22 protein-coding genes are annotated in these 23,692 nt (G+C 73.8%); 14 read left to right on the plus strand and 8 right to left on the minus strand.

The features are described from left to right. A partial coding sequence (locus E1284_RS22925) for a PaaX family transcriptional regulator (protein ID WP_207923904.1) occupies positions 1-640 on the minus strand: 640 nt, incomplete at its 3' end. A gap of 141 nt (positions 641-781) precedes the next feature. Between E1284_RS22925 and E1284_RS22930 the strand changes: the two genes are divergently transcribed. The 9 genes from E1284_RS22930 to E1284_RS41695 all read left to right on the plus strand — a co-directional run bounded on the left by E1284_RS22930 (position 782) and on the right by E1284_RS41695 (position 8,880). Beyond that, the gene (locus E1284_RS22930; protein WP_131942186.1) at positions 782-1,966 is read left to right on the plus strand and encodes an ABC transporter substrate-binding protein; all 1,185 of its coding nucleotides are present in this window, start codon (positions 782-784) and stop codon (positions 1,964-1,966) included. Beyond that, positions 1,963-2,730: an ABC transporter ATP-binding protein gene (locus tag E1284_RS22935; RefSeq protein ID WP_131942187.1), complete on the plus strand. Its 768-nt coding sequence runs from the start codon at positions 1,963-1,965 to the stop codon at positions 2,728-2,730. The genes E1284_RS22930 and E1284_RS22935 overlap by 4 nt, the downstream gene beginning before the upstream one ends. Then, on the plus strand, positions 2,727-3,425 hold the full coding sequence (locus E1284_RS22940) for an ABC transporter ATP-binding protein (protein WP_131942188.1): 699 nt from the start codon (positions 2,727-2,729) through the stop codon (positions 3,423-3,425). Before E1284_RS22935 ends, E1284_RS22940 begins: the two co-directional genes overlap by 4 nt. Continuing rightward, entirely contained in the window at positions 3,422-4,285 is an 864-nt protein-coding gene (locus E1284_RS22945; RefSeq protein ID WP_131942189.1) for a branched-chain amino acid ABC transporter permease, read from the plus strand. Before E1284_RS22940 ends, E1284_RS22945 begins: the two co-directional genes overlap by 4 nt. Beyond that, complete coding sequence (locus E1284_RS22950) at positions 4,282-5,316, plus strand: branched-chain amino acid ABC transporter permease (protein WP_243714681.1); 1,035 nt, start codon at positions 4,282-4,284, stop codon at positions 5,314-5,316. The genes E1284_RS22945 and E1284_RS22950 overlap by 4 nt, the downstream gene beginning before the upstream one ends. A gap of 5 nt (positions 5,317-5,321) precedes the next feature. Next, on the plus strand, positions 5,322-6,824 hold the full coding sequence (locus E1284_RS22955) for an acyl-CoA synthetase (protein WP_131942190.1): 1,503 nt from the start codon (positions 5,322-5,324) through the stop codon (positions 6,822-6,824). Beyond that, positions 6,821-7,624: an IclR family transcriptional regulator gene (locus E1284_RS22960; RefSeq protein ID WP_131942191.1), complete on the plus strand. Its 804-nt coding sequence runs from the start codon at positions 6,821-6,823 to the stop codon at positions 7,622-7,624. Before E1284_RS22955 ends, E1284_RS22960 begins: the two co-directional genes overlap by 4 nt. A gap of 93 nt (positions 7,625-7,717) precedes the next feature. Then, entirely contained in the window at positions 7,718-8,737 is a 1,020-nt protein-coding gene (locus E1284_RS22965; RefSeq protein WP_131942192.1) for an aromatic ring-hydroxylating oxygenase subunit alpha, read from the plus strand. Further along, entirely contained in the window at positions 8,734-8,880 is a 147-nt protein-coding gene (locus E1284_RS41695) for a hypothetical protein (RefSeq protein WP_165965386.1), read from the plus strand. Before E1284_RS22965 ends, E1284_RS41695 begins: the two co-directional genes overlap by 4 nt. A 2-nt stretch (positions 8,881-8,882) precedes the next feature. Here the strand turns inward: E1284_RS41695 and E1284_RS22970 are convergent, their stop codons facing one another. Genes E1284_RS22970 through E1284_RS22980 form a run of 3 tightly spaced genes read right to left on the minus strand, consistent with a single transcriptional unit; the run spans position 8,883 to position 12,074 of the window. Beyond that, positions 8,883-10,520 carry an ABC transporter permease gene (locus E1284_RS22970; RefSeq protein WP_131942193.1) on the minus strand — a complete coding sequence of 546 codons (1,638 nt, stop codon included), beginning with the start codon at positions 10,518-10,520 and terminating at the stop codon, positions 8,883-8,885. Beyond that, a complete protein-coding gene (locus E1284_RS22975; protein ID WP_131942194.1) occupies positions 10,517-11,419 on the minus strand; it encodes an ABC transporter ATP-binding protein in 903 nt (300 codons plus the stop codon). Before E1284_RS22975 ends, E1284_RS22970 begins: the two co-directional genes overlap by 4 nt. Continuing rightward, complete coding sequence (locus E1284_RS22980) at positions 11,412-12,074, minus strand: TetR/AcrR family transcriptional regulator (protein WP_243714682.1); 663 nt, start codon at positions 12,072-12,074, stop codon at positions 11,412-11,414. The genes E1284_RS22975 and E1284_RS22980 overlap by 8 nt, the downstream gene beginning before the upstream one ends. A 121-nt stretch (positions 12,075-12,195) precedes the next feature. On the opposite strand from E1284_RS22980, the gene E1284_RS22985 reads away from it, so the two are divergent. The 3 genes from E1284_RS22985 to E1284_RS22995 all read left to right on the plus strand — a co-directional run bounded on the left by E1284_RS22985 (position 12,196) and on the right by E1284_RS22995 (position 17,718). Beyond that, the gene (locus E1284_RS22985; RefSeq protein ID WP_131942195.1) at positions 12,196-13,239 is read left to right on the plus strand and encodes a FecCD family ABC transporter permease; all 1,044 of its coding nucleotides are present in this window, start codon (positions 12,196-12,198) and stop codon (positions 13,237-13,239) included. After that, the gene (locus tag E1284_RS22990) at positions 13,236-14,261 is read left to right on the plus strand and encodes a FecCD family ABC transporter permease (protein WP_131942196.1); all 1,026 of its coding nucleotides are present in this window, start codon (positions 13,236-13,238) and stop codon (positions 14,259-14,261) included. The genes E1284_RS22985 and E1284_RS22990 overlap by 4 nt, the downstream gene beginning before the upstream one ends. A gap of 112 nt (positions 14,262-14,373) precedes the next feature. Then, positions 14,374-17,718 carry a non-ribosomal peptide synthetase gene (locus E1284_RS22995; protein WP_131942197.1) on the plus strand — a complete coding sequence of 1,115 codons (3,345 nt, stop codon included), beginning with the start codon at positions 14,374-14,376 and terminating at the stop codon, positions 17,716-17,718. On the opposite strand, the gene entS is transcribed toward E1284_RS22995, so the two are convergent. After that, the gene (entS, locus tag E1284_RS23000; RefSeq protein WP_131942198.1) at positions 17,719-18,963 is read right to left on the minus strand and encodes an enterobactin transporter EntS; all 1,245 of its coding nucleotides are present in this window, start codon (positions 18,961-18,963) and stop codon (positions 17,719-17,721) included. 77 nt (positions 18,964-19,040) lie between these two features. Between entS and E1284_RS23005 the strand changes: the two genes are divergently transcribed. Continuing rightward, a complete protein-coding gene (locus E1284_RS23005; protein WP_131942199.1) occupies positions 19,041-19,271 on the plus strand; it encodes an aspartate 1-decarboxylase in 231 nt (76 codons plus the stop codon). After that, positions 19,268-20,854 carry a (2,3-dihydroxybenzoyl)adenylate synthase gene (locus tag E1284_RS23010; protein WP_131942200.1) on the plus strand — a complete coding sequence of 529 codons (1,587 nt, stop codon included), beginning with the start codon at positions 19,268-19,270 and terminating at the stop codon, positions 20,852-20,854. The genes E1284_RS23005 and E1284_RS23010 overlap by 4 nt, the downstream gene beginning before the upstream one ends. A 9-nt stretch (positions 20,855-20,863) precedes the next feature. Here E1284_RS23010 and E1284_RS23015 read toward each other — a convergent pair whose 3' ends face one another. From E1284_RS23015 to E1284_RS23025, 3 genes are all read right to left on the minus strand, one after another. Beyond that, positions 20,864-21,274, minus strand: coding sequence for a hypothetical protein (locus E1284_RS23015; RefSeq protein WP_131942201.1), 411 nt, complete (start codon positions 21,272-21,274; stop codon positions 20,864-20,866). 11 nt (positions 21,275-21,285) lie between these two features. After that, positions 21,286-22,296 (minus strand): RDD family protein, encoded by a 1,011-nt coding sequence (locus E1284_RS23020; protein WP_165965387.1) that lies wholly within the window; start codon positions 22,294-22,296, stop codon positions 21,286-21,288. 115 nt (positions 22,297-22,411) lie between these two features. Then, the gene (locus tag E1284_RS23025) at positions 22,412-23,353 is read right to left on the minus strand and encodes a YihY/virulence factor BrkB family protein (protein WP_131942205.1); all 942 of its coding nucleotides are present in this window, start codon (positions 23,351-23,353) and stop codon (positions 22,412-22,414) included. Between the last annotated feature and the right edge of the window lie 339 nt (positions 23,354-23,692).

Below are 23,692 nucleotides of genomic sequence, written 5' to 3' on the forward strand. Positions count from 1 at the left end.
GGAGCGGGGCGGGGCGGTCCCAGCGGTCCAGGAACGCCCGGTAGCCGTTCGCCAGCCCGTCCAGGTCGAACGCCTCCCGGAGCATGTGCGGGACGTCCGTCGGCTCCTCGGCCGGGCCCGCGAACACCTTCAGGTGCCCGTTCAGGTTGAGGCCCGCGACGATCGGGCGGACGTCCACCCGGGACGGCGCGATCCAGGTGCCGTTGCCGAGCGACCCGAACCCGGCCCAGGTCAGCCGGGCGCGCAGGTCGTGCCGGACGCGCTGCCACGACTCGGGCATGGAGAACGCGAGGACGGTCCAGCTGCCGTCCCAGTCGGTGTTGAGCACGCCGCGCCGCCAGACGCGGTCCTCGCCGTCGTGCAGGATGCCCTCCGACCTCGGGGTGAGCCCGAAGTGCATGCGGCGGCCCTCGCGGTGCCGCGCGAGCAGGCGGCGGCGGACCATGCGGGTCAGCGTCGACCGGACGGCGTGCTCGCCCACGCCGAGCCGGGCGAACGTGTCGATGAAGCTGCCCGAGAAGACCGCGATGTCGCGTCCGAGCACGTAGTTGCCGAGGTAGGTCAGCATCAGCGACTGCGGCCGGAGTCTCGGGGACGGCTCGTCGGACGACACTGACCCGGCCGCGCTGTGTGCACTCACCCGTTCGGCTCCCGTCATCCCGCCAGCGTAACGACGGGACCGGGGCCGCCCGGACCGCCGCCGCGCTGATGTTGGGCAAATCATTGACTGTCGTGAAGAATACGCCTAACTTCGGGGCACGCCCACCCCGGGAGGTCCCAAGTGCGCAAACTCGCCCCGCTTCTGGCCGCCACCGCTCTCGCCGCCGCCGCGTGCGGCTCGTCCGGCGGGTCCGGCGGCGGCTCCACCCTCAAGATCGGCTTCATCGAGTCGCTGACCGGCAACTACGCGCCGCTCGGCGGCGAGGCGAAGAAGACCGTGGAGCTCGCCGTCGAGCAGATCAACACCGCCGGCGGCATCGACGGCCGGAAGATCAAGCTGATCACCCTCGACGATCGGACCGCCCCCGACCAGGGCGTGCTGCACTTCAACAAGCTCAAGTCCGAGAAGGTCACCGCGATCATCGGCTCGACGTTCTCCAACGTCGGCCTCGCGGTGGAGCCGCTCGCCGAGCGGGAGCGGATCCCCTACATCTCGCTGAGCCCGGCGGACGAGCAGGTGAACCCGATCCGCAAGTACACGTTCGTGGTCCCGGCGATCTCCTCCACCTACGCCGAGGCGATGCTGTCGTACTTCAAGGCGCACCAGATCACCAAGATCGCGGTCGCCTACGACACCAAGAGCGCCTACGCCAAGGCCGGCTTCGCCGGGATGCAGAAGTACGCGGGCCAGAACGGGGTGCAGATCGTCAAGGAGGAGACGTTCGAGACGACCGCCTCCGACTTCAGCCCGCTGTTCACCCACGTCCGCGACTCGGGCGCGCAGGCCCTCGTCGCCTGGGCGAGCGGCCCGCCCGGCGTCACGCTGGCCAAGCAGTACCCCTCGTCCGGGCTGAAGCTGCCGCTGTTCATGACCGGCTCGCAGGCCAGCAAGCTGTGGCTCGAGCCCGTCGGCAAGGCGGCCGAGGGCGTGTACGTCCAGTCCGCGATCGGCGTCGTCGCCGACCACCTTCCGGACGGGAAGCTGAAGCAGTCGGTGGAGGAGATGTCGGGGCCGTTCGAGCAGAAGTACGGCTACGAGCCGCCGCAGTTCGCGATGGACGGCTACGCGGGCGTCAAGCTGCTCGCCGCCGCGATCGACAAGGCCGGCACCGACCGGGAGAAGATCCGGGACGCGCTGGAAAGCCTCACCCTCGTCACCCCCTGCGGGCAGTACACCTACTCCAAGACCGACCACTCCGGCCTGAAGCCGACCGACATCTCCATGAACCAGGTGAAGGACGGCAAGCTCGTCCCCACCGAATGGTCGGTGAAGCAGCTCGCCGAGACCGCGAAGGCGGCCGGATGACGGCACTGCTGGAGATCGGCGCCGTCGGGCGCGCGTTCGGCGGCGTCTACGCCGTCCGCGACGTCGCGATGACGGTCGCCGAGGGCGAGACCCGCGCCGTGATCGGCCCGAACGGCGCGGGCAAGTCCACCCTGTTCAACCTGATCAGCGGCCACCTCGCCGCCGACCACGGCACGCTCGCCTACGGCGGGCGGCCGATCGACCGGCTGCCGCCGCACGCGCGCGCCCGGCTCGGCATCGCGATCGTCTTCCAGGGCGCCCGGCTCTTCCACGGGATGACCGCGCTGGAGAACGTCATGGTCGGCGCGCACGCCCGCACCCGGCACGGCTTCCTGTCGGCGACGCTGCGGCTGCCCGCCCACCGCCGCGAGGAGGCAGCGATCCGCGCGGACGCGCTGGCCGCGCTCGACCGGGTCGGGCTGCGCGACTGGGCGCACCGCTCGGCCGACGTCCTGCCGCTCGGCCAGCAGCGGTCGCTGCAGGTGGCGCGGGCCCTGTGCGCGCGCCCCCGGCTCCTGCTGCTGGACGAGCCGGCGTCCGGGCTGCGCGCGGCCGAGCGGGAGGCCCTCGCCCAGCTGGTCGAGAGCCTGCGCGCCGAGGGGCTGACGATGATGCTCGTCGAGCACGACGTCGCGTTCGTCGCCCGGCTGGCCGACCGGGTCGCCGTCCTGGACCTCGGCCGCCTCATCGCCGAGGGCACCCCCGGGGAGATCCGCGCCGACCCCGCCGTCATCGCCGCCTATCTCGGGGAGGAGGCCGCATGAGCGCCGCCGTCATCGAGGTGGAGGACCTCGTCGTCCGGTACGGGACGGCGACCGCGCTCGACCGGGTCGGGCTGACCGTGCGCGCCGGGGAGCTCGTCGCGCTCATCGGCCCGAACGGGGCGGGCAAGACCTCGCTCGTCAACGCGGTCCTCGGCGTGCTGCGCCCGGCGGCGGGACGGGTGGAGCTGCGCGGGCGGGCCGGGCTCGTCCCCGAAGGGCGGCAGATGTTCGACGACCTGACCGTCGAGGACAACCTCGCCCTCGGCGCCTGGCGCCGCCGCCGCGCCAAGGGCGCGCGCGACACCGCGCGCGTGTACGAGGTGCTGCCCCAGCTCGCGGAGCTGCGCGGACGGCGGGCGGGGTCGCTGTCGGGCGGGCAGCAGCAGATGGTCGCGTTCGGGCGGGCGCTGATGGCCGACCCCGACGTCATCGTCGTGGACGAGCTGTCGCTCGGCCTGGCGCCGCTCGTCACCGCCGACCTCGCCGAGCATCTGCGGGCGCTGAACGCCGAACGCGGCCTCGCCGTCCTGCTGATCGAGCAGAACGCGCGGCTGGCGCTGGACCTGTGCGGGCGCGGCTACGTCCTGGAGGCGGGCCGCATCCGGGCCGAGGGCACCGCCGCCGACCTCGCGGCGGGCTCGGACCTCGCCGACGCCTACCTCGGCGGACCCGCCGGCGGGGAGGGGGAGAGGTGAGCGCGTTCCTGCAGTACCTCGTCTCCGGGATCGCCGTCGGCTGCGGTTTCGCGCTGCTGGCGAGCGGCCTCGTCGCGATCCACCGGGTGACCCGGGTGGTGAACTTCGCGCAGGGCATGTTCGCGGTCGTCGGCGGGATGGCGGCCGGCTCGCTGCTGTCGGCCGGGCTGCCGCACGGTGCCGCCGAGGCGGCGGCCGTCGCCGTGGCGGGCGCCATCGGCCTCGCGGTCGGGATCACCGCGACCGGCAAGCGGGGTACGTCCCCGCAGTCGGCGCTGATCGTCACGCTCGGGGTCGGGTTCCTCGCGTACGCGGTGGAGATCATGATCTGGGGCGACAGCCCGCGCTCGCACGCCGGGCTCGGCGGCGCCGTCACGCTGTTCGGCGCGCACGTCCAGAAGCAGTCGTTCCTCGTCATCGGGGTCGCGGCGGCCGTGTTCGCGCTGCTCGCGCTGTTCTTCGGCCGCACCTACCCGGGCAAGGCGCTCAGCGCGTGCGCGTCCAACCCGTACGCGGCGCGCACCATGGGCATCGACCCGCTGAAGATGGGCCTGGTCGCGTTCGCGCTCGGCGGGATGCTCGGGGGCCTCGCCGGGGTGCTGCTCACCCCGCTGCAGCCGATCTCCTACAACAGCGACGTCCTGCTGATCACCAACGGGTTCGCGGCGGCGGTGCTCGGCGGCCTGAACCGCCCGGTCGTCGCCCTCGCCGGCGCGCTGACGCTGGGCATCGCCGAGGCGATGGTCGCGGGCTACGGCGAGGCGTCCTACCAGACCGTCGTCGCGCTGGCGCTGATGCTGGCGATCATGATGGTGCGGGCCTCGCGGAGGACCGCGCTGCAGGAGGAGGCCGCCCGATGAGCGTGTCCGTCCGCAAGCCCCCGCCGGTGGCCGCCCCCGCGGCGCGGCGGCGGCCCTCCGCCGGGATGCTCGCCGCGGCCGCCGCCGCCGTGCTCGCGCTGCTCGCCCCGGTGCTGCTGCCCGCGACGCAGGTGTCGGTGTACGTGCTGCTCCTGCTGTCGGCGACCGTGGTCGTCGGGCTGTCGATGCTGATGGGGTTCGCCGGGCAGGTGTCGCTCGGCCAGGCGGCCTTCACCATGATCGGCGGCTACACGGCGGCGCTGACCGCGACGCACGGCCTGCCGACCTGGCTCGGCCTGCTGCTCGCCCCGGCCGTCGCGGCGGCGTGCGCCGCGCTCGTCGGCGTGCCGCTGCTGCGGCTGCGCGGCCACCAGCTCGCGTTCGCGACCCTCGCGATCCAGCTCATCCTGCTCAGCCTCGTCGGACGGCAGGACTGGACGGGCGGCGACATCGGCCTGCAGGGCGTCCCGCGCCTGCGGGTCGCCGGATACGAGTTCGCGGGCGAGGTCTCCTACGCCTACCTGGCGCTCGGCGCCCTCGGCCTGGTCGTGCTGATCACCCGGCACATCGTCACCTCCCGCCCCGGGCGCGGGCTGCGGGCGCTGGCGACCAGCGAGGTCGCCGCCGCGTCGTCGGGGGTGCCGGTCGCCGTCTACAAGCAGACCGTGTTCAGCCTGTCCGCCGGGTTCGCGGGGCTCGCGGGCGGCATCTACGCCTTCTACATCGGCTACGTCGCGCCCGGCTCGTTCCCCGTCCTGCTGTCGTTCGAGTACGTCGTGATGGTCGTCGTCGGCGGCGCCGGGACGATCTGGGGCGCGCTCGCCGGAGCCACCGCGATCACGCTTCTCCTGCAACTGCTCAACGACATCGGCACCCGGGAGGGGATGCCGGCGTCGGCGCCCACGGTCCTGTCCTACGCGGTCTACGGGCTGCTGCTCATCGTGGTCGTGCTGTTCATGCCCAAGGGGCTCGTGCCGTCCGCCGCCGCGTGGTGGGATCGCCGCAGGGCCCCGGAACCGACGGAGGAGTGACGCGCATGCGCAACGAAGGACTCGGGTCGTGGCCCGCGCGCCGCGCCCGCAAGACACCGGGGGCGGCCGCCCTCGTCCACGAGGGGGCGGCGCTCACCTACGCCGGGCTGCTCGGCCGCACCGCGCGCCTCGCCCGCGCGCTGCGCGGCCTCGGGATCAGGCACGGCGACCGGGTCGCCTACCTCGGCCCGAACCATCCCTCGTTCCTGGAGACGCTGTTCGCGACGGGCATGCTCGGCGGCATCTTCGTCCCGCTCAACACGCGGCTCGCCGGGCCCGAGATCGCCTACCAGCTCGCGGACTCGGGCACGTCCGTCCTGGTCTACGGGCCGTCGCACGCCGAACTGGTGGACGGCGTCCGCGGCGCCGCACCCGTCCGGGAGCACATCGCGCTGGACGCCTACGAAGAGCTCCTGGCCGGCGAGGACGACGACCCGCTCGACCTGCCCGTCGCGCTCGACGACCCCTGCATGATCATGTACACGTCGGGGACGACCGGGCGGCCCAAGGGCGCGACGCTCACCCACGGCAACATCACCTGGAACGCGGTCAACGTCCTCATCGACCACGACCTGGTCGCGGGCGAGGTGGCGCTCGTGTCGGCGCCGCTGTTCCACACCGCCGGGCTCAACATGCTCACGCTCCCGGTCCTGCTCAAGGGCGGGACGTGCGTGCTCACCGCCGTGTTCGACCCGGCCGCGACGCTCTCTATGATCGAGGAGCAGCGGATCACGTTCATGTTCGGGGTGCCGACGATGTTCGAGCGGGTCGCCCGGGAGCCGGGCTGGGCCGAGGCCGACCTGTCCTCGCTGCGCATCCTCACCTGCGGCGGCGCGCCGGTGCCGCCGTCCCTCATCGAGACCTACCAGCGGCGCGGCCTGACGTTCCTGCAGGGGTACGGCATGACCGAGGCCGCCCCCGGCACGCTGTTCCTCGACGCCGCCCACGCGGTGTCGAAGGCCGGCTCGGCCGGGGTGCCGCACTTCTTCAGCGACGTGCGCGTCGTCGGCCCCGACATGGCGGACGTTCCGGTCGGCGAGACCGGCGAGATCGTCGTGCGGGGGCCGCACGTCATGCGCGGCTACTGGGGGCGTCCCGACGACACCGCGGCCGTGTTCAGCGACGGCTGGTTCCGCAGCGGCGACGCCGCCCGCCTCGACGGCGACGGCTACGCGTTCATCGTCGACCGCATCAAGGACGTGATCATCTCCGGCGGTGAGAACGTGTACCCGGCCGAGGTCGAGCACGCGATCCTCGCCGCCGCGCCCGACGTCGTCGAATGCGCGGTCTTCGGCGTCCCGGACGCAGCCTGGGGCGAGGTCGGCCGCGCCGTCCTCGTCGCGCGGCCCGGCGCGGACGTCGACCCGGAGGAGGTGCTCGCCGCCCTGTCCGGCCGGCTGGCCCGCTACAAGATCCCCAAGTCGGCCGCCGTCGCCGCGGAGATCCCCCGCAACGCCGCGGGGAAGATCCTCAAGGCGCGGCTCCGCGAGGAGTACGGCGACCCATGACGGGCACCGGCGGCGGCACCGGGACGCGGCCCACGGTGACCAGCCGCGTCCTGGACATCCTGGAGGCGTTCTCCGCCGAGCGCGCCGCGCTCACCATCACGCAGATCAGCCGCCGCGCGGGCCTGCCGCTGTCCACCGCGCACCGCCTCGTCGGCGAGCTGGCCGCCTGGGGCGCGCTGGAGCGCGACGCCGACGGCCTGTACCGGATCGGGCTGCGGCTGTTCGAGGTCGCCGCGCTCGCGCCGCGCGGGCCCGCCCTGCGCGCCGCCGCGATGCCGTTCCTGGAGGACCTGTACGAGGCGACGCACGAGAACGTCCACCTCGCCGTCCTGGACGGCCTCGACGTCGTCTACATCGAGCGGATCTCCGCCCGCGACGCCGTGCACGTCCTGTCCCGCGTCGGCGGCCGGTGGCCCGCCCACGCGACGGGCGTCGGCCTCGCGATGCTCGCGCACGCCGACACCGCGCTGCAGGAGCGCGCCATCGCCGGGCCGCTGCGCCGCTTCACCGACCGGACCATCGCCACCGGGCCGGACCTGCGGCGCGTCCTCGCCGAGGTCCGGCGAACCGGCGTCGCGATCAGCGACGGCCAGGTCGAGACGTTCGCGCTGTCGGTCGGCGCGCCCGTCTACGGCCCGGACGACCGGGTCGTGGCCGCCGTCGCGATCGTCGTCCCGTCCGACGGCTGGGACGCGCGGGCGCTGATCCCGGTCGTCCGCGCCAGCGCCCGCGGCATCTCCCGGGCCCTCGGCGCGCCCCGCGCGCTGCGCCCACCGGAGACGGCGCTGCACAACCGCTGACCGGGTTCTTCCGTCCAACGGAATCGGTGTGGCCCCCGTCACCGTCCCCCCGCGAAGGTCGTCGTGACCCCATCGATCACGGAGGAACACCCCATGGTCTTCGCGCGCAACCAGTGGTACGTGGCCGCCTACAGCCAGGAGATCGGCGACGGCCTGTTCGCCCGGACGATCTGCGGCGAGCCCCTCGTCATGTACCGGACCCGGGCCGGCGAGGCGGTCGCGCTCGCCGACCGCTGCGTGCACCGCCGCTTCCCGCTCTCGGAGAGCAACCGGGACGGCGACAGGATCGTCTGCGGCTACCACGGCTTCACCTACGCGCCCGACGGCGTGTGCGTCGCCGTCCCCGGCCAGACGCGCATCCCGCGCACCGCCCGCGTCCCCGCCTACCAGGTCGTCGAGCAGGACTCGTTCGTCTGGGTCTGGATCGGCGACGGCGAGGGCGACCCCACCGCGATCCCGCGCGCGACCTGGTTCGACTCGCCCGACTACACGACCGTCCGCGGCATGGAGCCCCTCGCGGCCCGCTACGACCTGCTGGTCGACAACCTCCTCGACCTGTCCCACGAGACGTACCTGCACGCCGGCTACATCGGCACGCCGGAGGTGGCGCAGACCCCGATCAACACGGAGGTCGACGAGGAGGCGGGCATCGTCTACGTGAGCCGCCGCATGAAGGACGTGGAGTGCCCGTCCTTCTACTCGGAGTCGACCGGCATCGAGGGCCGCATCGACCGCTGGCAGGACATCGAGTACTACCCGCCGTGCCTCTACCTCCTGCACAGCCGGATCGCCCCCACCGGAGTGGAGCCCGGCCCGGACGGCGACGACTCCAAGGCGTTCCACGTCGAGATCGGCTACGCCATCACCCCCGAGACGGAGACGAGCACGCACGACTTCTGGCTCGTCGCCCGCGACTTCGCCCTCGGCGACGAGAAGGTCTCGAAGTTCCTCGCCGAGAGCAACCGCACGGTCGTCCTCCAGGACGTCGAGGCGCTGAACATCCTGGAGAAGGTCATCGCGTCCGAGCCGGAGGGCTACCAGGAGCTGTCCATCAACATCGACACCGGCGGCCTGGCCGCCCGCCGCATCCTGCAGCGGCAGACGGCCCGATGAGCTCGGGCCGCCTGCGGGTCGAATGGTCCCCGGGCTCGGACACCCTCACCGGCATCTGCCACTGCGGCGCCCACCACACCGCCGAGGACCCGATCGAGATCTGGACCTGGCTCCTGGCCCACCCCGACCACCCGAACCCCTAGCGTCAGCCGATGTCGCGGCGGCGGAAGGCCGTCAGGCCCGCCGCCGCCAGGGCGGCTGCCGCGGCGGTGAGGGCTGCCAGGGGGAGAGCGGAGAACTCGGCGCCGGGGAGTTTCGGGGTGTGGGTGAAGGGCGAGACGTCCAGGACGGCCTGCGGGGCGTCGAGGAGGGGGCCCACCTGGCCCAGCAGCAGGCAGATCGTGAGGACGGCCCAGCCGGCGGACGTGGCGCGGGGGAGGACGGCGAAGAGCAGGAACGCCGCGGCGGCGATGACCCAGACGGAGGGCAGCTGCGCGAGGGCGGCGCCGAGCTGGCGGGGGAGCTGGCCGGCGAGGTCGTGCGTGCGGGCGCCGTGGACGGCGCCGGCGGCGGTGCCGGCGAGCGCGAGCAGGACGGCCGTGCCGACGGCCGTGACCGCGAGGCCGGAGACGGCCCAGCGGATGCGGCCGACGGCGGTGGCGAGGACGGGTTCGAGCCGCCCGCCGCCCTCCTCGGCGCGGAGCCGCTGGACGCCCTGCACGGCGTAGGCCGCGGCGAACAGGCCCATGATGCCCATGGCGGTCGCGAGGAGCGCGTCGGTGAGGTCCCGCCGGCCGCCGAGGCGGCGGATGTCGTCCGCGATCGCCGCGTTGCCGCCGGCCAGGTCGCCCGCCCCGGCCGCGATGCCGCCGACCACGAGCCCGTACACCAGGAGCCCGGCGGACCAGCTGAGGAGCGTGCCGCGCTGCAGCCGCCAGGACAGGGCGAGCGGACTGCGCAGTGAGGGTGCGGCGGTGTCCGGGCCGAGGGAGGAGGCCAGGAGTCCGGCGCCGAGGTCGCGGCGTCCGGTCAGCGCGTAGGCGACGGCGATGAGCAGCATGGACGCGGCGAGCGGCAGGAGGAGGACGGCCCACTGCTCGCCCGCGCACGGGCGCACGTGCTGCGCCCAGCCGACCGGCGACAGCCACGAGAGCCGGTGCGCCGGGCCGGCGTCCGCCGCGGCCCGGAGCAGGTACGCCGCTCCGAGCACGGTGAACGCGAGGCCGTTCGCCGTCCGGGAGGTCTCGGCGAGCTGCGCCGTGACCGCCGCGACACCGGCGAACACCAGCCCGCTGCCGAGCCAGGACAGGCCGAGCGCGGCCGCGCCGGCGGCGGGCAGCCCGAAGAGGACCAGCACGCCGGTGACCACGGCCGCCAGGGTCGCGGCCGCCGTCGCGGCCGCGAGCAGCGCGGCGGTCAGGGGCGCACGGCGGCCGACGGCGGCGGCGCCGACCAGCTCCAGCCGCCCGGTCTCCTCCTCGGCGCGCGTGTGCCGGACGACCAGCAGCACGCACATGACGGCGGTGAACGCCGCGCCGGTCGCGCCGACGCGCCACACGGTGAGCCCGTCGGCCGTGCCGCCGTTCAGGACGGGCCCGTAGAGCGCCCGCGTGGCCGGGTTGTCGTTGATGCCGCGCGTGAAGCTCGCGAGGGCCTCCGGCGTGTCGTACTCGCGCCCGAAGCTGTAGGCGTTGCTGGAGACGTAGGCGGTGAGCCCGTAGATCCAGGCGGACATCATGATGCGGTCGCGGCGCAGCCACAGCTTCAGCAGCGGGCCCGCGCCGGACAGGCCGCCGTCGCGGCGGGCGGCGCGCGCCGGCGGGCGCAGGGTCGTCGCGGTCATGAGGCCGCCTCCCCGGCGAGGTCGTCCTCGTAGTGGCGCAGGAACAGCTCTTCGAGGGTGGGCGGGCGGCTCGTCAGGGCGCGGACGCCGATCCGCGTGAGCTGCTGGAGCGCGGCGTCCAGGTGCGGGGTGTCGACCTCGAACGTGATGGAGGTCCCGTCGATGCGGACGTCGTGCGCGCCGGGCAGCGGGATCCCGTCCGGCGGCCCGGCGAGCTCGGCGTGGACGGACGTGCGCGTCAGGTGCCGCAGGCCGGCGAGCGTGCCGGTCTCGACCGTCCGGCCCCTGCGGATGATCGTGACGCGGTCGCAGAGGGCCTCGACCTCGCTGAGGATGTGGCTCGACAGCAGCACCGTCCGGCCGCCCCGCCGCTCCTCCCGCACGCACTCCTGGAAGACCTCCTCCATGAGGGGGTCGAGCCCGGACGTGGGCTCGTCCAGGATCAGCAGCTCCGCGTCGGACGCGAACGCCGCGACGAGGGCGACCTTCTGGCGGTTGCCCTTGGAGTAGGCGCGGCCCTTCTTCTTCGGGTCGAGCTCGAACCGGCCGAGCAGCTCGGCGCGGCGCGCGGCGTCGAGGCCGCCGCGCAGCCGCCCGAGCAGGTCGATGACCTCGCCGCCGGTCAGGTTCGGCCACAGCGTCACGTCCCCCGGGACATAGGCGATGCGGCGGTGCAGGGCGGTGGCGTCGCGCCAGGGGTCGCCGCCGAGCAGCCGGGCGGTGCCCGCGTCCGCGCGCACCAGCCCCAGCAGCACGCGGATCGCGGTGGACTTCCCGGCGCCGTTCGGGCCGAGGAAGCCGTGCACCTCGCCGCGCCGGGCGGACAGGGCGAGCCCGTCCAGGGCGCGCGTCCGGCCGAACGTTTTGACCAGGCCCTCGGCCTCGACGACGTCATCCATCGTTCCGCTCCTTGGTGAGTGCGGCCTCGTAGGCGTCCAGGGCCGCGTGGCCCTGCTCGGCGAGTTCCGGGCCGAGCATCCGCCCGGCGAACACCTCCAGGAGGGCGCGCCGCAGCCGCAGCGAGCCCTCGGCGGTGAAGGTGTCGGCGCCGAGCACCCGCGACACGTGCTCGTGCAGCACCTCGACGCCGACGGTCATGGCGACGATCGCGGCGGAGAACGCGCGCGGGTCGCGGGTGTCGGGGGTGTCGAACCCGGGCGGCGGGTCGGTGAGGTACCGCTCGGTCGTGCCGACCAGGTCGTCGAACAGCCGGGCCGCGGCGGCGGACCCGTCGACGAGCGCGCGGGCGAGGTAGCGGCGCACCGGCAGGCCGAGCCGCTCCGCCCACGCCTGGAAGCCGGGGTCGCCGGCGCCGCCGCTCGCGTCGCTGAGCCGGCGGACCGTGTCGAGCGTGTAGGCGTCGCACGCCTCCCGCAACTCGTCCTTCGACCCGAAGTGGTGCTGGACGAGCCCCACCGAGACGCCGGCGGCCTCGGCGATCCCGCGGAACGTCGCGCCCTTCATGCCGCGCTCGGCGAACTGCAGCAGCGCCGCGTCCCGGATGCGGGCGCGGGCCGTCAGATCCTCCGCCGCGGGGTCCCTCTCCGCCGCCATGCATGACTCCAATACAAGCGTTCAATCTCCAATATGAATGTATACCATACGCATGTATTGTTGAATGGCGTGCGACGGGGATGACCTTGAAGGGGAAGTTAGCTTAGGCTAGCCTTACCTCGTGTCGTCGCCCGCGCGGACCGCCCCGCCGCACCCTCCGGTGAAAGGGGGACGGGCCTCGCGCAGGCTCTGGCTCCCCGTCCTCGCGGCCGTGCTGCTGGCGACGGTCGTCGCCAGCCTCGCGATCGGGGCCGGGGACGTGCCGCTCGGGCGGGTCCTGCCCGGCGTGCTCTCGCCGGACGGCGGGTCGCGGCCGGAGCTGATCGTCCACGAGCTGCGGCTGCCGCGCACCCTGCTCGGCGTCGCCGTCGGCATGGCGCTCGGCCTGGCCGGGGCGGTGATGCAGGCCCTCACCCGCAACCCGCTCGCCGAGCCGGGGCTGCTCGGGGTGAACGGCGGCGCGGCCCTCGCGGTCGTCCTCGTCATCGGCGCGACCCGCGCGGACGACGTGCTCGGCTACGTCTGGGCGGCGTTCGCGGGCGCGGCGGGCGCCGCCGCCCTCGTCTACATGATCGGCGCGCGCGGCCGGGGCGGCGCGTCACCGGCGCGGCTGGTCCTCGCCGGCGCCGCCGTCAACGCCGCGTTCAGCGCGATGACGGCCGGCGTCATGCTGCTCGCCCCCGGCACCTTCAACGGCTTCCGGTTCTGGCAGGTCGGCTCGCTCGGCGGCCGGGAGATGTCGGTGTTCTACCGCGTCCTCCCGTTCGTCCTGGTGGGCGTGGTCCTGGCGCTGGCGCTCGCCCGCCCGCTCAACGCGCTCGCCATGGGCGACGACGCGGGCCGCGCCCTCGGTTCCCGCCCCGGCCGGACGCGGGCGCTCGGCGCGCTCGCCGTGGTGCTGCTGTGCGGGTCGGCGACGGCGGCGGCCGGGCCGATCTGGTTCCTGGGGCTCGCCGTCCCGTTCATCGTCCGGACGGCCGCCGGGCCCGACCAGCGGCTCGTCCTGCCGTACTCGCTGCTGCTCGCGCCCGTCCTGCTGCTCGGCGCGGACATCATCGGCCGCGTCGTCACGCCCGGCGAGCTGGAGACCGGCATCGTCACCGCGTTCCTCGGCGCGCCGCTGTTCGCCGTGATGGTCCGGCGGGGAAGGACGCGCGACCTATGAGGGTGCTGCGGGCGGGCGGCGTCTCGCTGCGGTGGGAGCCGCGGGCGGCGCTGGTGTGCGGGGTGCTGGCGGCGGTCGCCGCGTCCGCCGCGGTGCTGGTCGTCGGCTCGGGGGAGTTCCCGATCTCCCCGCCGGACGTGGTGCGCGCCGTCCTCGGGCAGGGCGACCGCGCCACCGAGTTCATCGTGCGGACGCTGCGGCTGCCGCGCGCGGTGACCGGGCTGCTCGCGGGCCTCGCGCTCGGGCTCAGCGGCGCGATCTTCCAGAGCATCTCCCGCAACCCGCTCGGCAGCCCCGACCTGATCGGCTTCACCACCGGCTCGGCGACCGGCGCGCTGCTGCAGATCCTCGTCTTCGGGGGCGGCGCGCTCGCCATCACGGTCTCCTCGGTCGCGGGTGCGGTGCTCACCGCCCTCGCCGTCTACCTGGTCGCCTACCGGCCGGGCGGCGGCGTGCACGGCGTCCGGCTGGTGCTGATCGGCGTCGCGGCGGCGGCGATGCTGGAGGCGCTCAACTCCTACCTCATCACCCGCGCCGAGCTGCGGGAGGCCTACGAGGCCGCGTTCTGGCTGACCGGCAGCCTGAACGGGCGCGACTGGGACCAGGCCGTCCCGCTGGCGGTCGCGCTGGCCGTGCTGGTGCCGGTGGCGCTGCTGCTCGCCCGCCCGCTCGGCATGGGCGAGCTCGGCGACGACGCCGCGCGGGCGCTCGGCGTCCCGGTCCAGCGCACGCGGGCGCTGCTCACGGTCGCCGGGGTGGGGCTCGCCGCGGCGGCGACCGCGGCGGCCGGGCCCGTCCCGTTCGTCGCGCTGGCCGCGCCGCAGCTCGCCCGCCGGCTGACCCGCCGCCCAGGCGCGCAGCTGCTGCCCGCCGCGCTGACCGGTGCCGCGCTGCTGGCCTGCAGCGACCTCGTCTCGCTCCATCTGCCGGTCGCGGTGCCGGTGGGCGTCGTCACCGGCGTCCTCGGCGGCGTGTACCTGGCCTGGCTGCTGTCCACCACCGGGCGGAAGGGGACGACGTGACGACCCGGTCGCGGACCGAGCCGCCGCTGATCGTCCCGGCCGGGCGGCGGCGGGCGTTGACCGCGAAAACCTCCTGAATTAGGTTAGCCTTACCTAATTTGAGAGGGGTTCCGTGCTGACCTGGGACGAGCTGCACACCGCGCTGGCCGAGGTGCTGGGCGAGCGCGCGGAGGCGGGCGACAACCTCATCGAGCTCGGGATGGACTCGATCCGGCTGATGCGGCTGACCGGCCGGCTGCGCCGCCGCGGCATCGAGATCCGCTTCGCCGAGCTGGCCGAGCGCCCCACCCTCGCCGAGTGGTGGGAGCTGCTCGCCGAGAAGGGCCAGGCGGAGGTGAGCGCCGGGCCGCCCGCGCCGGAGCCGGCCGACATCGAGCCCGCCGGTCCGTTCCCGCTGGCGCTGATGCAGCACGCGTACTGGATCGGCCGCGACTCCGGCCAGGCGCTCGGCTCGGTCGCCGCGCACCTGTACGTCGAACTGGACGGCCGCGCCATCGACCCCGCCCGGTTCGAGGACGCCGTGCGGGCGCTGGTGCGGCGGCACCCGATGCTGCGGGTCGCCGTGGCGGACGACGGGACGCAGCGGATCCTGCCCGACCGCCCCGGCCCCGCCGTGACCGTCCACGACCTGCGCGCGGGCGATGCCGGAGCCGAGCTGGCGCGGATCCGGGCCGAGATGTCCGGGCAGCGCCTCCCGATCGAGGACGGCCGCGTCTTCGACGCCCGCCTCAGCCTGCTGCCCGGCGGCACCGCCCGCCTCCACCTGGACGTCGACATGGTCGCGGCCGACGCGATGAGCTACCGCGTCATGCTCGCCGACCTCGCCGCGCTGTACGAGGGGGAGGCGCTCGCGCCGATCCGCTACGGCTACGCGCGCTACCTCGCCGACGACCCGCGGGCCTCCGCGCGGGAGCAGGACCGGCGGTGGTGGGCCGAGCGGCTGGCCGACCTGCCCGGACCGCCCGAACTGCCCGTCGTGCCCGAGCCCGGCGACCGGGTCGAGCGCAGGCACCACCGGCTGCCGCCCGAGGAGAAGGACCGGTTCACCGCGCGGGCGCACGCCGAGGGCGTCACCCCGGCCATGGCGCTGGCGGCCGTGTTCGCCGAGGTCGTCGGCGCGTGGTCGGCGACGCCGCGGTTCCTGCTGAACCTGCCGCTGTTCCACCGGGAGCCCGTCCACCCGGACGTGGACGCGGTCGTCGGCGACTTCACCGGGTCGATCATGCTGGAGGCCGACCTCGCGGAGGACCTGCCGTTCGCCGAGCGGGCGCGGAGGCTGCAGGCGAACCTGCACACGGCGGGCGCGCACGGCGACTACTCGGGCCTGGAGGTGCTGCGCGACCTGTCGCGGCTGCGCGGCGAGCAGGTGCTGGCCCCGATCGTGTACACCAGCGCGCTGAACCTCGGGGAGCTGTTCGGCGAGCGCGTGCGCGAGCACTTCGGGGAGCCGGAGTGGATCATCTCGCAGGGGCCGCAGGTGCTGCTGGACGCGCAGGTGACCGAGGTGTCCGGCGGGCTGCTGCTGAACTGGGACGTGCGCGTCCCGGCCTTCCCGGACGGCGTCGCCGAGGCGATGTTCGGCGCGTACACGTCCGCGATCACGCGGCTGGGCGCGCCGGGCGCCGACTGGTCCGTGCCGCTGGGCGTCGCGGCCCCCGCGTCCCAGCTCCGCGTCCGGCACGCGTTGAACGCGACCCCGGCACCGCCGCCGGCGACGCTGACCGAGGGCTTCTTCGAGCATGCCCGGCGCCGTCCGGGCGCCCCGGCCCTGCACTGGGGCGAGAACGGCACGCTGACCTACGGGGAACTGGCCTCCCGTGCTCTGCGCATCGCGTCCGGGCTGGTCGCCTCGGGCGTGCGGCCCGGCGACCGCGTCTCGATCGAGCTGCCGAAGGGCCCCGCGCAGGCCGCCGCCGTCCTCGGCGTGCTCGCGGCCGGTGCCGCCTACGTCCCGATCGGCCCCGAGCAGCCGGACGCCCGCCGCGCCAGGATCCGCGCGAGCGCCGGCGTCGCCGCGTCGCTCACCGCGGACGGGATCGCCGAGGCCGAGCCGCTGGCGCGACCCGTCGCCGTCCGCCCGGACCAGGTCGCGTACGTGCTGTTCACGTCCGGGTCGACCGGGGAGCCGAAGGGCGTCGAGGTGCCGCACGGCGCGGCGATGGCCACGATCGGCGACCTCGTCGAGCGGTTCGCGATCGGGGAGGACGACATCACGCTCGGGGTGTCGGCCCTCGACTTCGACCTGTCGGTGTTCGACCTGTTCGCGCCCTGGTCGGCGGGCGGCGCGGTCGTCCTGCCGGACGAGGACGAGCGGCGCGACGCCGCCCGCTGGGCCGAGCTGGTGCGCCGCTGGTCGGTGAGCGTGCTCAACTGCGTCCCGTCCGTGCTGGAGATGCTGCTGCACGCGGGCCGCCCGGAGAGCCTGCGGCTCGTCCTGCTGGGCGGCGACTGGGTGGGCACGCACCTGCCTGCACTGCTGGAGGAGCGCGCGCCGGGATGCCGGTTCGCCGCGCTGGGCGGCACGACGGAGACGGCGATCCACTCGACGGTGCAGGAGGTCGCGGTGGAGGTGCCGTCCGGCTGGCGCGCCGTCCCGTACGGGGTGCCGCTGCGCGGGGTCGCGTGCCGGGTCGTGGACGAGCTGGGCCGCGACCGTCCCGATTGGGTGGCGGGGGAGCTGTGGATCGGCGGCGCCGGCGTCGCGGACGGCTACGTCGGCGACCCGGAGCGCACCGCCGACCGCTTCGTCGTCCACGAGGGCGTGCGCTGGTACCGGACGGGCGACCTCGCCCGCTACCGGCCGGACGGCACGCTCGAGTTCCTCGGCCGCCGCGACCACCAGGTCAAGGTGCACGGCTTCCGGATCGAACTGGGCGAGGTCGAGGCCGCGCTGCGGGACCATCCGTCCGTGGACCGGGCCGTCGCGCTGCTGGCCGGCGGCAGGTTGGCCGCCGCGGTCGTGGCGTCGGGCGACCCCGATGAGGTGCTGGCCCGCGCCCGCGGCCTCCTGCCGCCGCACATGGTCCCCGAACTGCTCGTCCCCGTCGAGGAACTGCCGCTCACCGCGAACGGCAAGGTCGACCGCACGGCCCTCACCGCCCTGGCCGCCGCCGAGAAGGGCGAGGCGCACTACGCCGAACCGGCGACGTCGCTGGAGAAGGTCCTGGCCCGGATCGTCGCCGACGTACTGGGGAGGGAGCGCGTCGGCGCGGACGCCGACTTCTTCGCCCTCGGCGGCGACTCCGTCCTCGCGACCACGGTCGTCGCGCGGCTGCGGGAGGCGCTTGACACGACCGCGCTGCCGGTCCGGGTGCTGTTCGCCGAGCGGACCGTCGCGCGCGTCTGCCGCCGCTTCGCCGAACTGGAGGAGGCGCCGGGACGCCTGGAGGCCGTCGCCGCCATCTGGCTGGAGGTCGAGGCGATGACCGAGGAGGAGCTCACCGCCCGCCTCGGATGATCAGCCCGGTTCGGGCTCCGGACGCATCATCGCCGTCCGGAGCCCGCCGAGGGTCAGCGCCAGGACCAGGGCGAGGACGGCGCTGACCGTTCCGAACAGGACGATGGCGGCGCCCGGCGCGAGATAGCGCCCCAGGGCCCCGGCCCCCAGCGAGCCGACGGCGCCGCCGCCGGTCTCCTGCGCCGCCCACAGCGCGTTGACGCGTCCCAGGTGCGAGTCGGGCGTGTGGCTCTGGATCAGCCCGTACCTAAGGATCTCCTCGATCGACTGGACGAACCCGAAGACGAACAGGATCGCGACCGCGAGCGCCGGATGGCGGGCCGGCCCCAGGCAGGCGAGCGACGCGAACCCGGTGACGGACGCGGCGAGCAGCGCCAGGCCGGGCGCGCGGAACGTGCCCGCCCACCCGCTCGTGACGGACGCCAGGACCGCCCCGCACGCCGGCGCCGCCAACAGCAGCCCGACCGTGGTGGCGCCGCCGTCCAGGCTCTCGGCCGCGAACGCGGGCATCAGCACGGGGATGCCGCCCGCGACCATGAACAGCAGCCCGAGCAGCATCAGCGAGCCCACGACCCGGTGGGACGCGACGAACCGGAACCCGTCCCCGATGGCCTTCAGCGGGTTCACCGGCACCTCCTCGGCCTCCGGCTTGAGCGTCGGCAGGCCGGTCAGCAGCCCGATCGTGCCCAGGGTGCCCGCGGCCGCCGCCGCGTAGTTCCAGCCGGCGCCGAACGCGGACACGACGACGCCGCCGAGCGCGGGCGACGCCATCGACCCGAGCCGGACGGTCAGCGCGTTCAGCGCGCCCGCCGCGACGAGCTTGTCCGGCTTCACCAGCGCGGGCGTCGCGGCCAGCAGCGCGGTGATGCTGATGCCGGTCATCAGGCCGTCCCACGCCGCCAGGACGTACAGGGCGGCGAGCGACGGGGACGGCAGGAACGCGTTCAGCGCCAGCAGCACGAACCCGATGCCGGCGGCCGTCCGGGCGCGCAGCATGAGCCGCCGGCGGTCGTCCTTGTCGGCGAGCACGCCGCCCCACAGGAACCCCGCCAGCAGCGCGAAGCCCTCCCCGGCGGAGACCCCTCCGACGTGCACGGTGGACCCCGTCAGGTCGTAGACCTGCACCGGGAGGGCGACGGCCAGCATGCCGATCCCGAAGACCGAGACCGTGCGGGCGATGAAGACGTTGCGGAACGGCCTGCTGTCGCGCAGCGGACCGATGTCCATGGCCAGTCGCCGGAGCATCCTCGGGGTTCTCCTCAGCCGATGGAATAGCTAAGGTAAGCCTAGCCTTAGTTGATCGTGGAGAAGAGGGCGAACCGGTGCAGCGGACGCTGATGAACGGAAAGATCCACCGCGCGACCGTCACCCAGGCGGACCTGCACTACGTGGGCTCCCCGACCATCGGCGCGGACCTCACGGCCGCCGCCGACATCGTCGAGGGCGAGCAGGTCCACGTCGTCCACGTGGACGCAGCCGACCGCATCGTCGCGCTGGGGGCCGACCCTTCCGAGCCCGTCCCCGGCGCGCCCGCCCAGATGGCCGGCCGATGAGCGCGGACGGCTTCACCCCCTGGCCGGACGACCTCGCCGCCCGCTACGAGGCGGAGGGCTACTGGACGGACCGCGTCCTGGGCGACGTCCTGCGCGGCGACCCGTCCAAGACCGCCCTCGTCGCGGGCGACGACCGCGTCACCTACGCCGACCTGGACGCCCGCGCCTCCCGGATGGCCGCGGGCCTCCTCTCCCTGGGCATCCGGCGCGGTGACCGCGTGGTCGTCCAGCTGCCCAACACCGCGTCGTTCGTCGTGGTCTTCCTCGCCCTGGTGCGCCTCGGCGCCGCGCCCGTCCTGGCCCTCCCGGCACACCGCGAAAGCGAGATCCGCTACCTCTGCGAGCTGTCGGAGGCCCGCGCCTACATCTGCGCCGACCGCGACGGCGACTTCGACTACCGCGCGATGGCCCGCACCCTTCCCGTGGACCACGTGATCGTGGACGGCGAGCCCGAGGAGTTCACGGCCCTCTCCGCGATCGCCGCCGACCCGGTGGCGATCGAGGGCCCCGCGCCGTCCGACGTCGGGGTCTTCCTCCTCTCCGGCGGCACGACGGGCCTGCCGAAACTGATCCCGCGGACGCACCGCGACTACGTCTACAACCTGGAGGCCAGCGCCGAGGTCTGCGGCTTCACCGCGTCCACGGTCTACCTGGTCGTCCTGCCCGCCGCCCACAACTTCGCGCTCGCCTGCCCCGGCGTCCTCGGCGTCTTCGCGGTCGGCGGCACGGTCGTCCTGTCGCCCTCCGGCTCCCCGGACGATGCCTTCCCCCTGATCGAGCGCGAACGCGCCACGGTCTGCGCGGTCGTCCCCCCGATCGCCCTCCTCTGGCTGGACGCGGTCACCTGGCAGGACGAGGACATCTCCTCGCTAGAACTCCTCCAGGTGGGCGGCGCCAAGTTCGCCGCCGAACGCGCCGCCGAAGTGCCGGGCACCCTCGGCTGCCGGGTCCAGCAGGTCTTCGGCATGGCCGAGGGCCTCCTCAACTACACCCGCCTGGACGACACCGCCGATCTCGTCGAGCAGACCCAGGGCCGCCCGCTCTCCCCGGCGGACGAGATCCGGATCGTGGACGAAGACGGCAAGCGCGTGGCCCCCGGGGAAGTGGGCGAACTCCTGACGCGAGGCCCCTACACCCTGCGCGGCTATTACCGCGCCCCCGAGCACAACGCCCGCTCTTTCACTCCGGACGGCTTCTACCGGACCGGCGACCTCGTCCGGCAACTGCCGTCCGGCCACCTGATCGTCGAGGGCCGCGAGAAGGACCAGATCAACCGGGGCGGGGACAAGATCTCCGCCGAAGAGCTGGAGAGCCACCTGCTGGCGCACCCCGCCGTCCACGACGCCGCCGTGGTGGGCATCCCGGACCCCATGATGGGCGAGCGCACGTGCGCCTTCCTCGTCATCAGGGACGGCGAGAAGGCCCCTGGCCTCCGCGAGATCAAGGAGTTCCTCCGCACCCGCGGCCTGGCCGCCTACAAATTCCCCGACCGCCTGGAGGAGAGCGGCACCTTCCCCCGCACCCCCGTAGGGAAGATCAGCAAGAAGGCCCTCGCCGCCCGAGTGGCGCCCCCGCCCTCCTGACCGGCCGCGTCAGCCGCCGGCCGCGAGAGACAGGCGGCCGGCGGTGAGACGGGTGATCGCCGCCGCCAGCTCATCGGCCGTTTCCTGCCAGAACGCGCTCACGTTGATGAAAAGCGGCGCCTCGTACGTCTCGAGGTTCGACCGCATTCCGTCCTGCCGCTCACTCGGCGCTCGCGCGATGAAGGCCGCCGCCTCCGCCGGCCTCACGCAGAGCAGCAGTTCCCCACCCTCCGTCCGCCGGGTGAAGACCGATTCCATCAGCAGGATGAACAGCGCGCGGCCGAAACCCGAGCCAAGGTCGGGGGATGCCGCCAGGACCACGACGAGCAGCACCACGGAAACCAGGAAAAGCCCGGCGGCGATCCAGCGCCACGCTTTGCGCGGTGCGGCGAACACGACCTGCTGACCGTTCGGATGCACTGATCTCTCCTTCAACGTCCGCACATCCTTACCAGAACCGCCGCGCTCACAACCAGAGGATGGTGTTGAGCGTAGGGACGTGAATGCAGAGCCCGTCCGGCCCGGTGTGCGGAGGCCGCGTCCGGGAATCTGAGGACATGGCTGCTGACCGGGACACCTTCCGTGCTCTTGAACGCGATCTCGATCCGGCCTTCGCACTCGGCCCCGCGCAGGACGCTTCGCGCCCGCTCGTTCATCGCACCGGCGAGGCACCCCTCCTCGTCGTCCAGGACCTTGGCGGCCGTGCGGTCATAGGTCGCGGAGCGCCCCCCGAAGGCGTTCTCGAAATGGAGGTCGTCGTCGTAGAAAGTGTTGACCTCGAATGCGGGATCCCCGGTGGAAGGCCGCCCGGAGGGCTTGAGTACCACGGCGACCGGGGCGGCCAGAACGGCCGCCGCGACGGTTCCTACGGCGGACCCGATCGCGATGCGCCGCCCGCGCTCCCGCCTCTCCCAGCGCCGGACATGATCACCGGACACCGCGGTGCCGGGCCCGGAGGACCGCAGCACCGCCAGCCCGCCGGACTCCGCCGGCACCGGCGGCGCCTGCGCCCGGACGACCACCGTCCGGGCGCGCCGGTCGTGCAGGCACTGCCCCAGCCGCCGATCGTGCGTCTGCTCCCACGGATCGGTGATCAGCGGGATGGACGATGAACTCCGCGGGAGCGCGTACCGCCTGAACGACCGGCGCCAACCCGGCGGCTGGAGCCCGCCCTCCTGGCGAACCACCCGGATCCCGGCGACGCGCTGGCCGAGCGTGCACCCCCACCGCGCGATTCCCCCGACACGCACCAGGACCATGGAGAAGACACCGAGGAACGCCGTCGGAATGCCGACCCACGTCATCCATGGGAACGAGGCGTCATCAAAGAGCAGACCGAATACATAGACCGGCGACAGTCCAGCCATGACCAGCACGAACGCAGCAAGGGAGTCGACGGCACGAGCGGCAAGGCGCTGCCTGCCACTCGCCAGAACGCGCACGACCCGCTCATCGCCATTATCCGCGGTCGGCCCTGCCGAAGTTCCCGCGGGCACATATGAGGGAGCCGTCACAACGGCATATACAGGCACAGAGGCAGCCGCCTGGTGACGGCGGTCAGATTCCCTTGACGTCGTTCAGGTCGTTGTCGCGGAGTTCGTCCTCGTCGAACTTGCGGGTGTCGCGGGGCTCGACATAGGGCTCCTGCGACGCCGGCAGGCCGGCGGCGATGGCGCGCCCGCGTTCGAGTTCGGCGTTGAGTTCGGCGCCCAGCAGGATCGCGATATTGCTGATCCACAGCCAGACCAGGAAGACGATCAATGCCGCCAGGCTGCCGTAGGTCTTGTTGTACGAGCCGAAGTTCGCGACATAGAAGGCGAAGCCCGCGGAGGCCGCCAGCCACAGCACCAGCGCCAGGATTCCGCCCGGAGTGACCCAGTGGAACCCCTGTTTCGCGTTCGGCGACGCCCAGTACAGCAAGGCGAACAGGAAGCTGACCATCACCAGCATCAGCGGCCATTTGGCGATGTTGTAGGCGGTGACGGCGGCCGACCCGATACCGATGAGGTCGCCGGCCTTCTGCGCGAGCGGCCCGGACACGACCACCGCGATCGCCGACGCCGCCAGCAGCACCAGCGTGACGAGGGTGACCGCGATGCGGATCGGCAGCGTCTTCCAGATGGGACGTCCCTCGGGCACGTCATAGACGGCGTTGGACGCCCGCATGAACGCGCCCACGTACTTCGACGCCGACCAGATCGCCGCCGCCAGGCTGACGACGGCGACCAGGCCGGCGCCGGTCCGCCCGCGCTGGAGTTCGGTGAGGGCGTCCACCAGCACCTGCTTCACCGACCCGGGCGCCATCTCGCCCACGTTGGTGACCAGGTCCCGTGACAGCGACTCGCCGCCCAGCCCGACCAGCGACACCACCACCAGTATCGCCGGGAAGATCGACAGAACGGCGTAGTACGTGAGCGCGGCGGCCCAGTCGTTGATGTCGTCGTCCTTGAACTCGCCGACGGTCCGCCTGGCCGCCCGCCACCACGAACGCGGCGGCATCTCGGCCGGCGTGCTCGGGACTTCCTCTTCGCCGGGGGACGGCGTGCCGTGCGGGCGGGGGTCTTCGCTCTTGCCCGTATCTCGATCGGCCAATTCGTGATCCTCGGGGGGACGGGCCGGCGGCTCGGCCACCGGTCTGATCGCGCCGAGTCCTGCCCTCCCACGACCGCTTCATGCCCCGTCACCCTCCGAACCGCGGCGCGCGCGTTCGAGGACGCCGCCGCCGGCCGGCCCGGTCCGCCGGGCGGTCATCCACGGGGTCCGGGGAAGCGGGGGAAGTGCTCGTCCGGCAGCGGCTCGCCCGCGGCCAGGCCGAGCGGGTCGGTGACGGGGTGGGAG

This window comes from Actinomadura bangladeshensis (genome assembly GCF_004348335.1).
Lineage (GTDB): Bacteria > Actinomycetota > Actinomycetes > Streptosporangiales > Streptosporangiaceae > Spirillospora > Spirillospora bangladeshensis.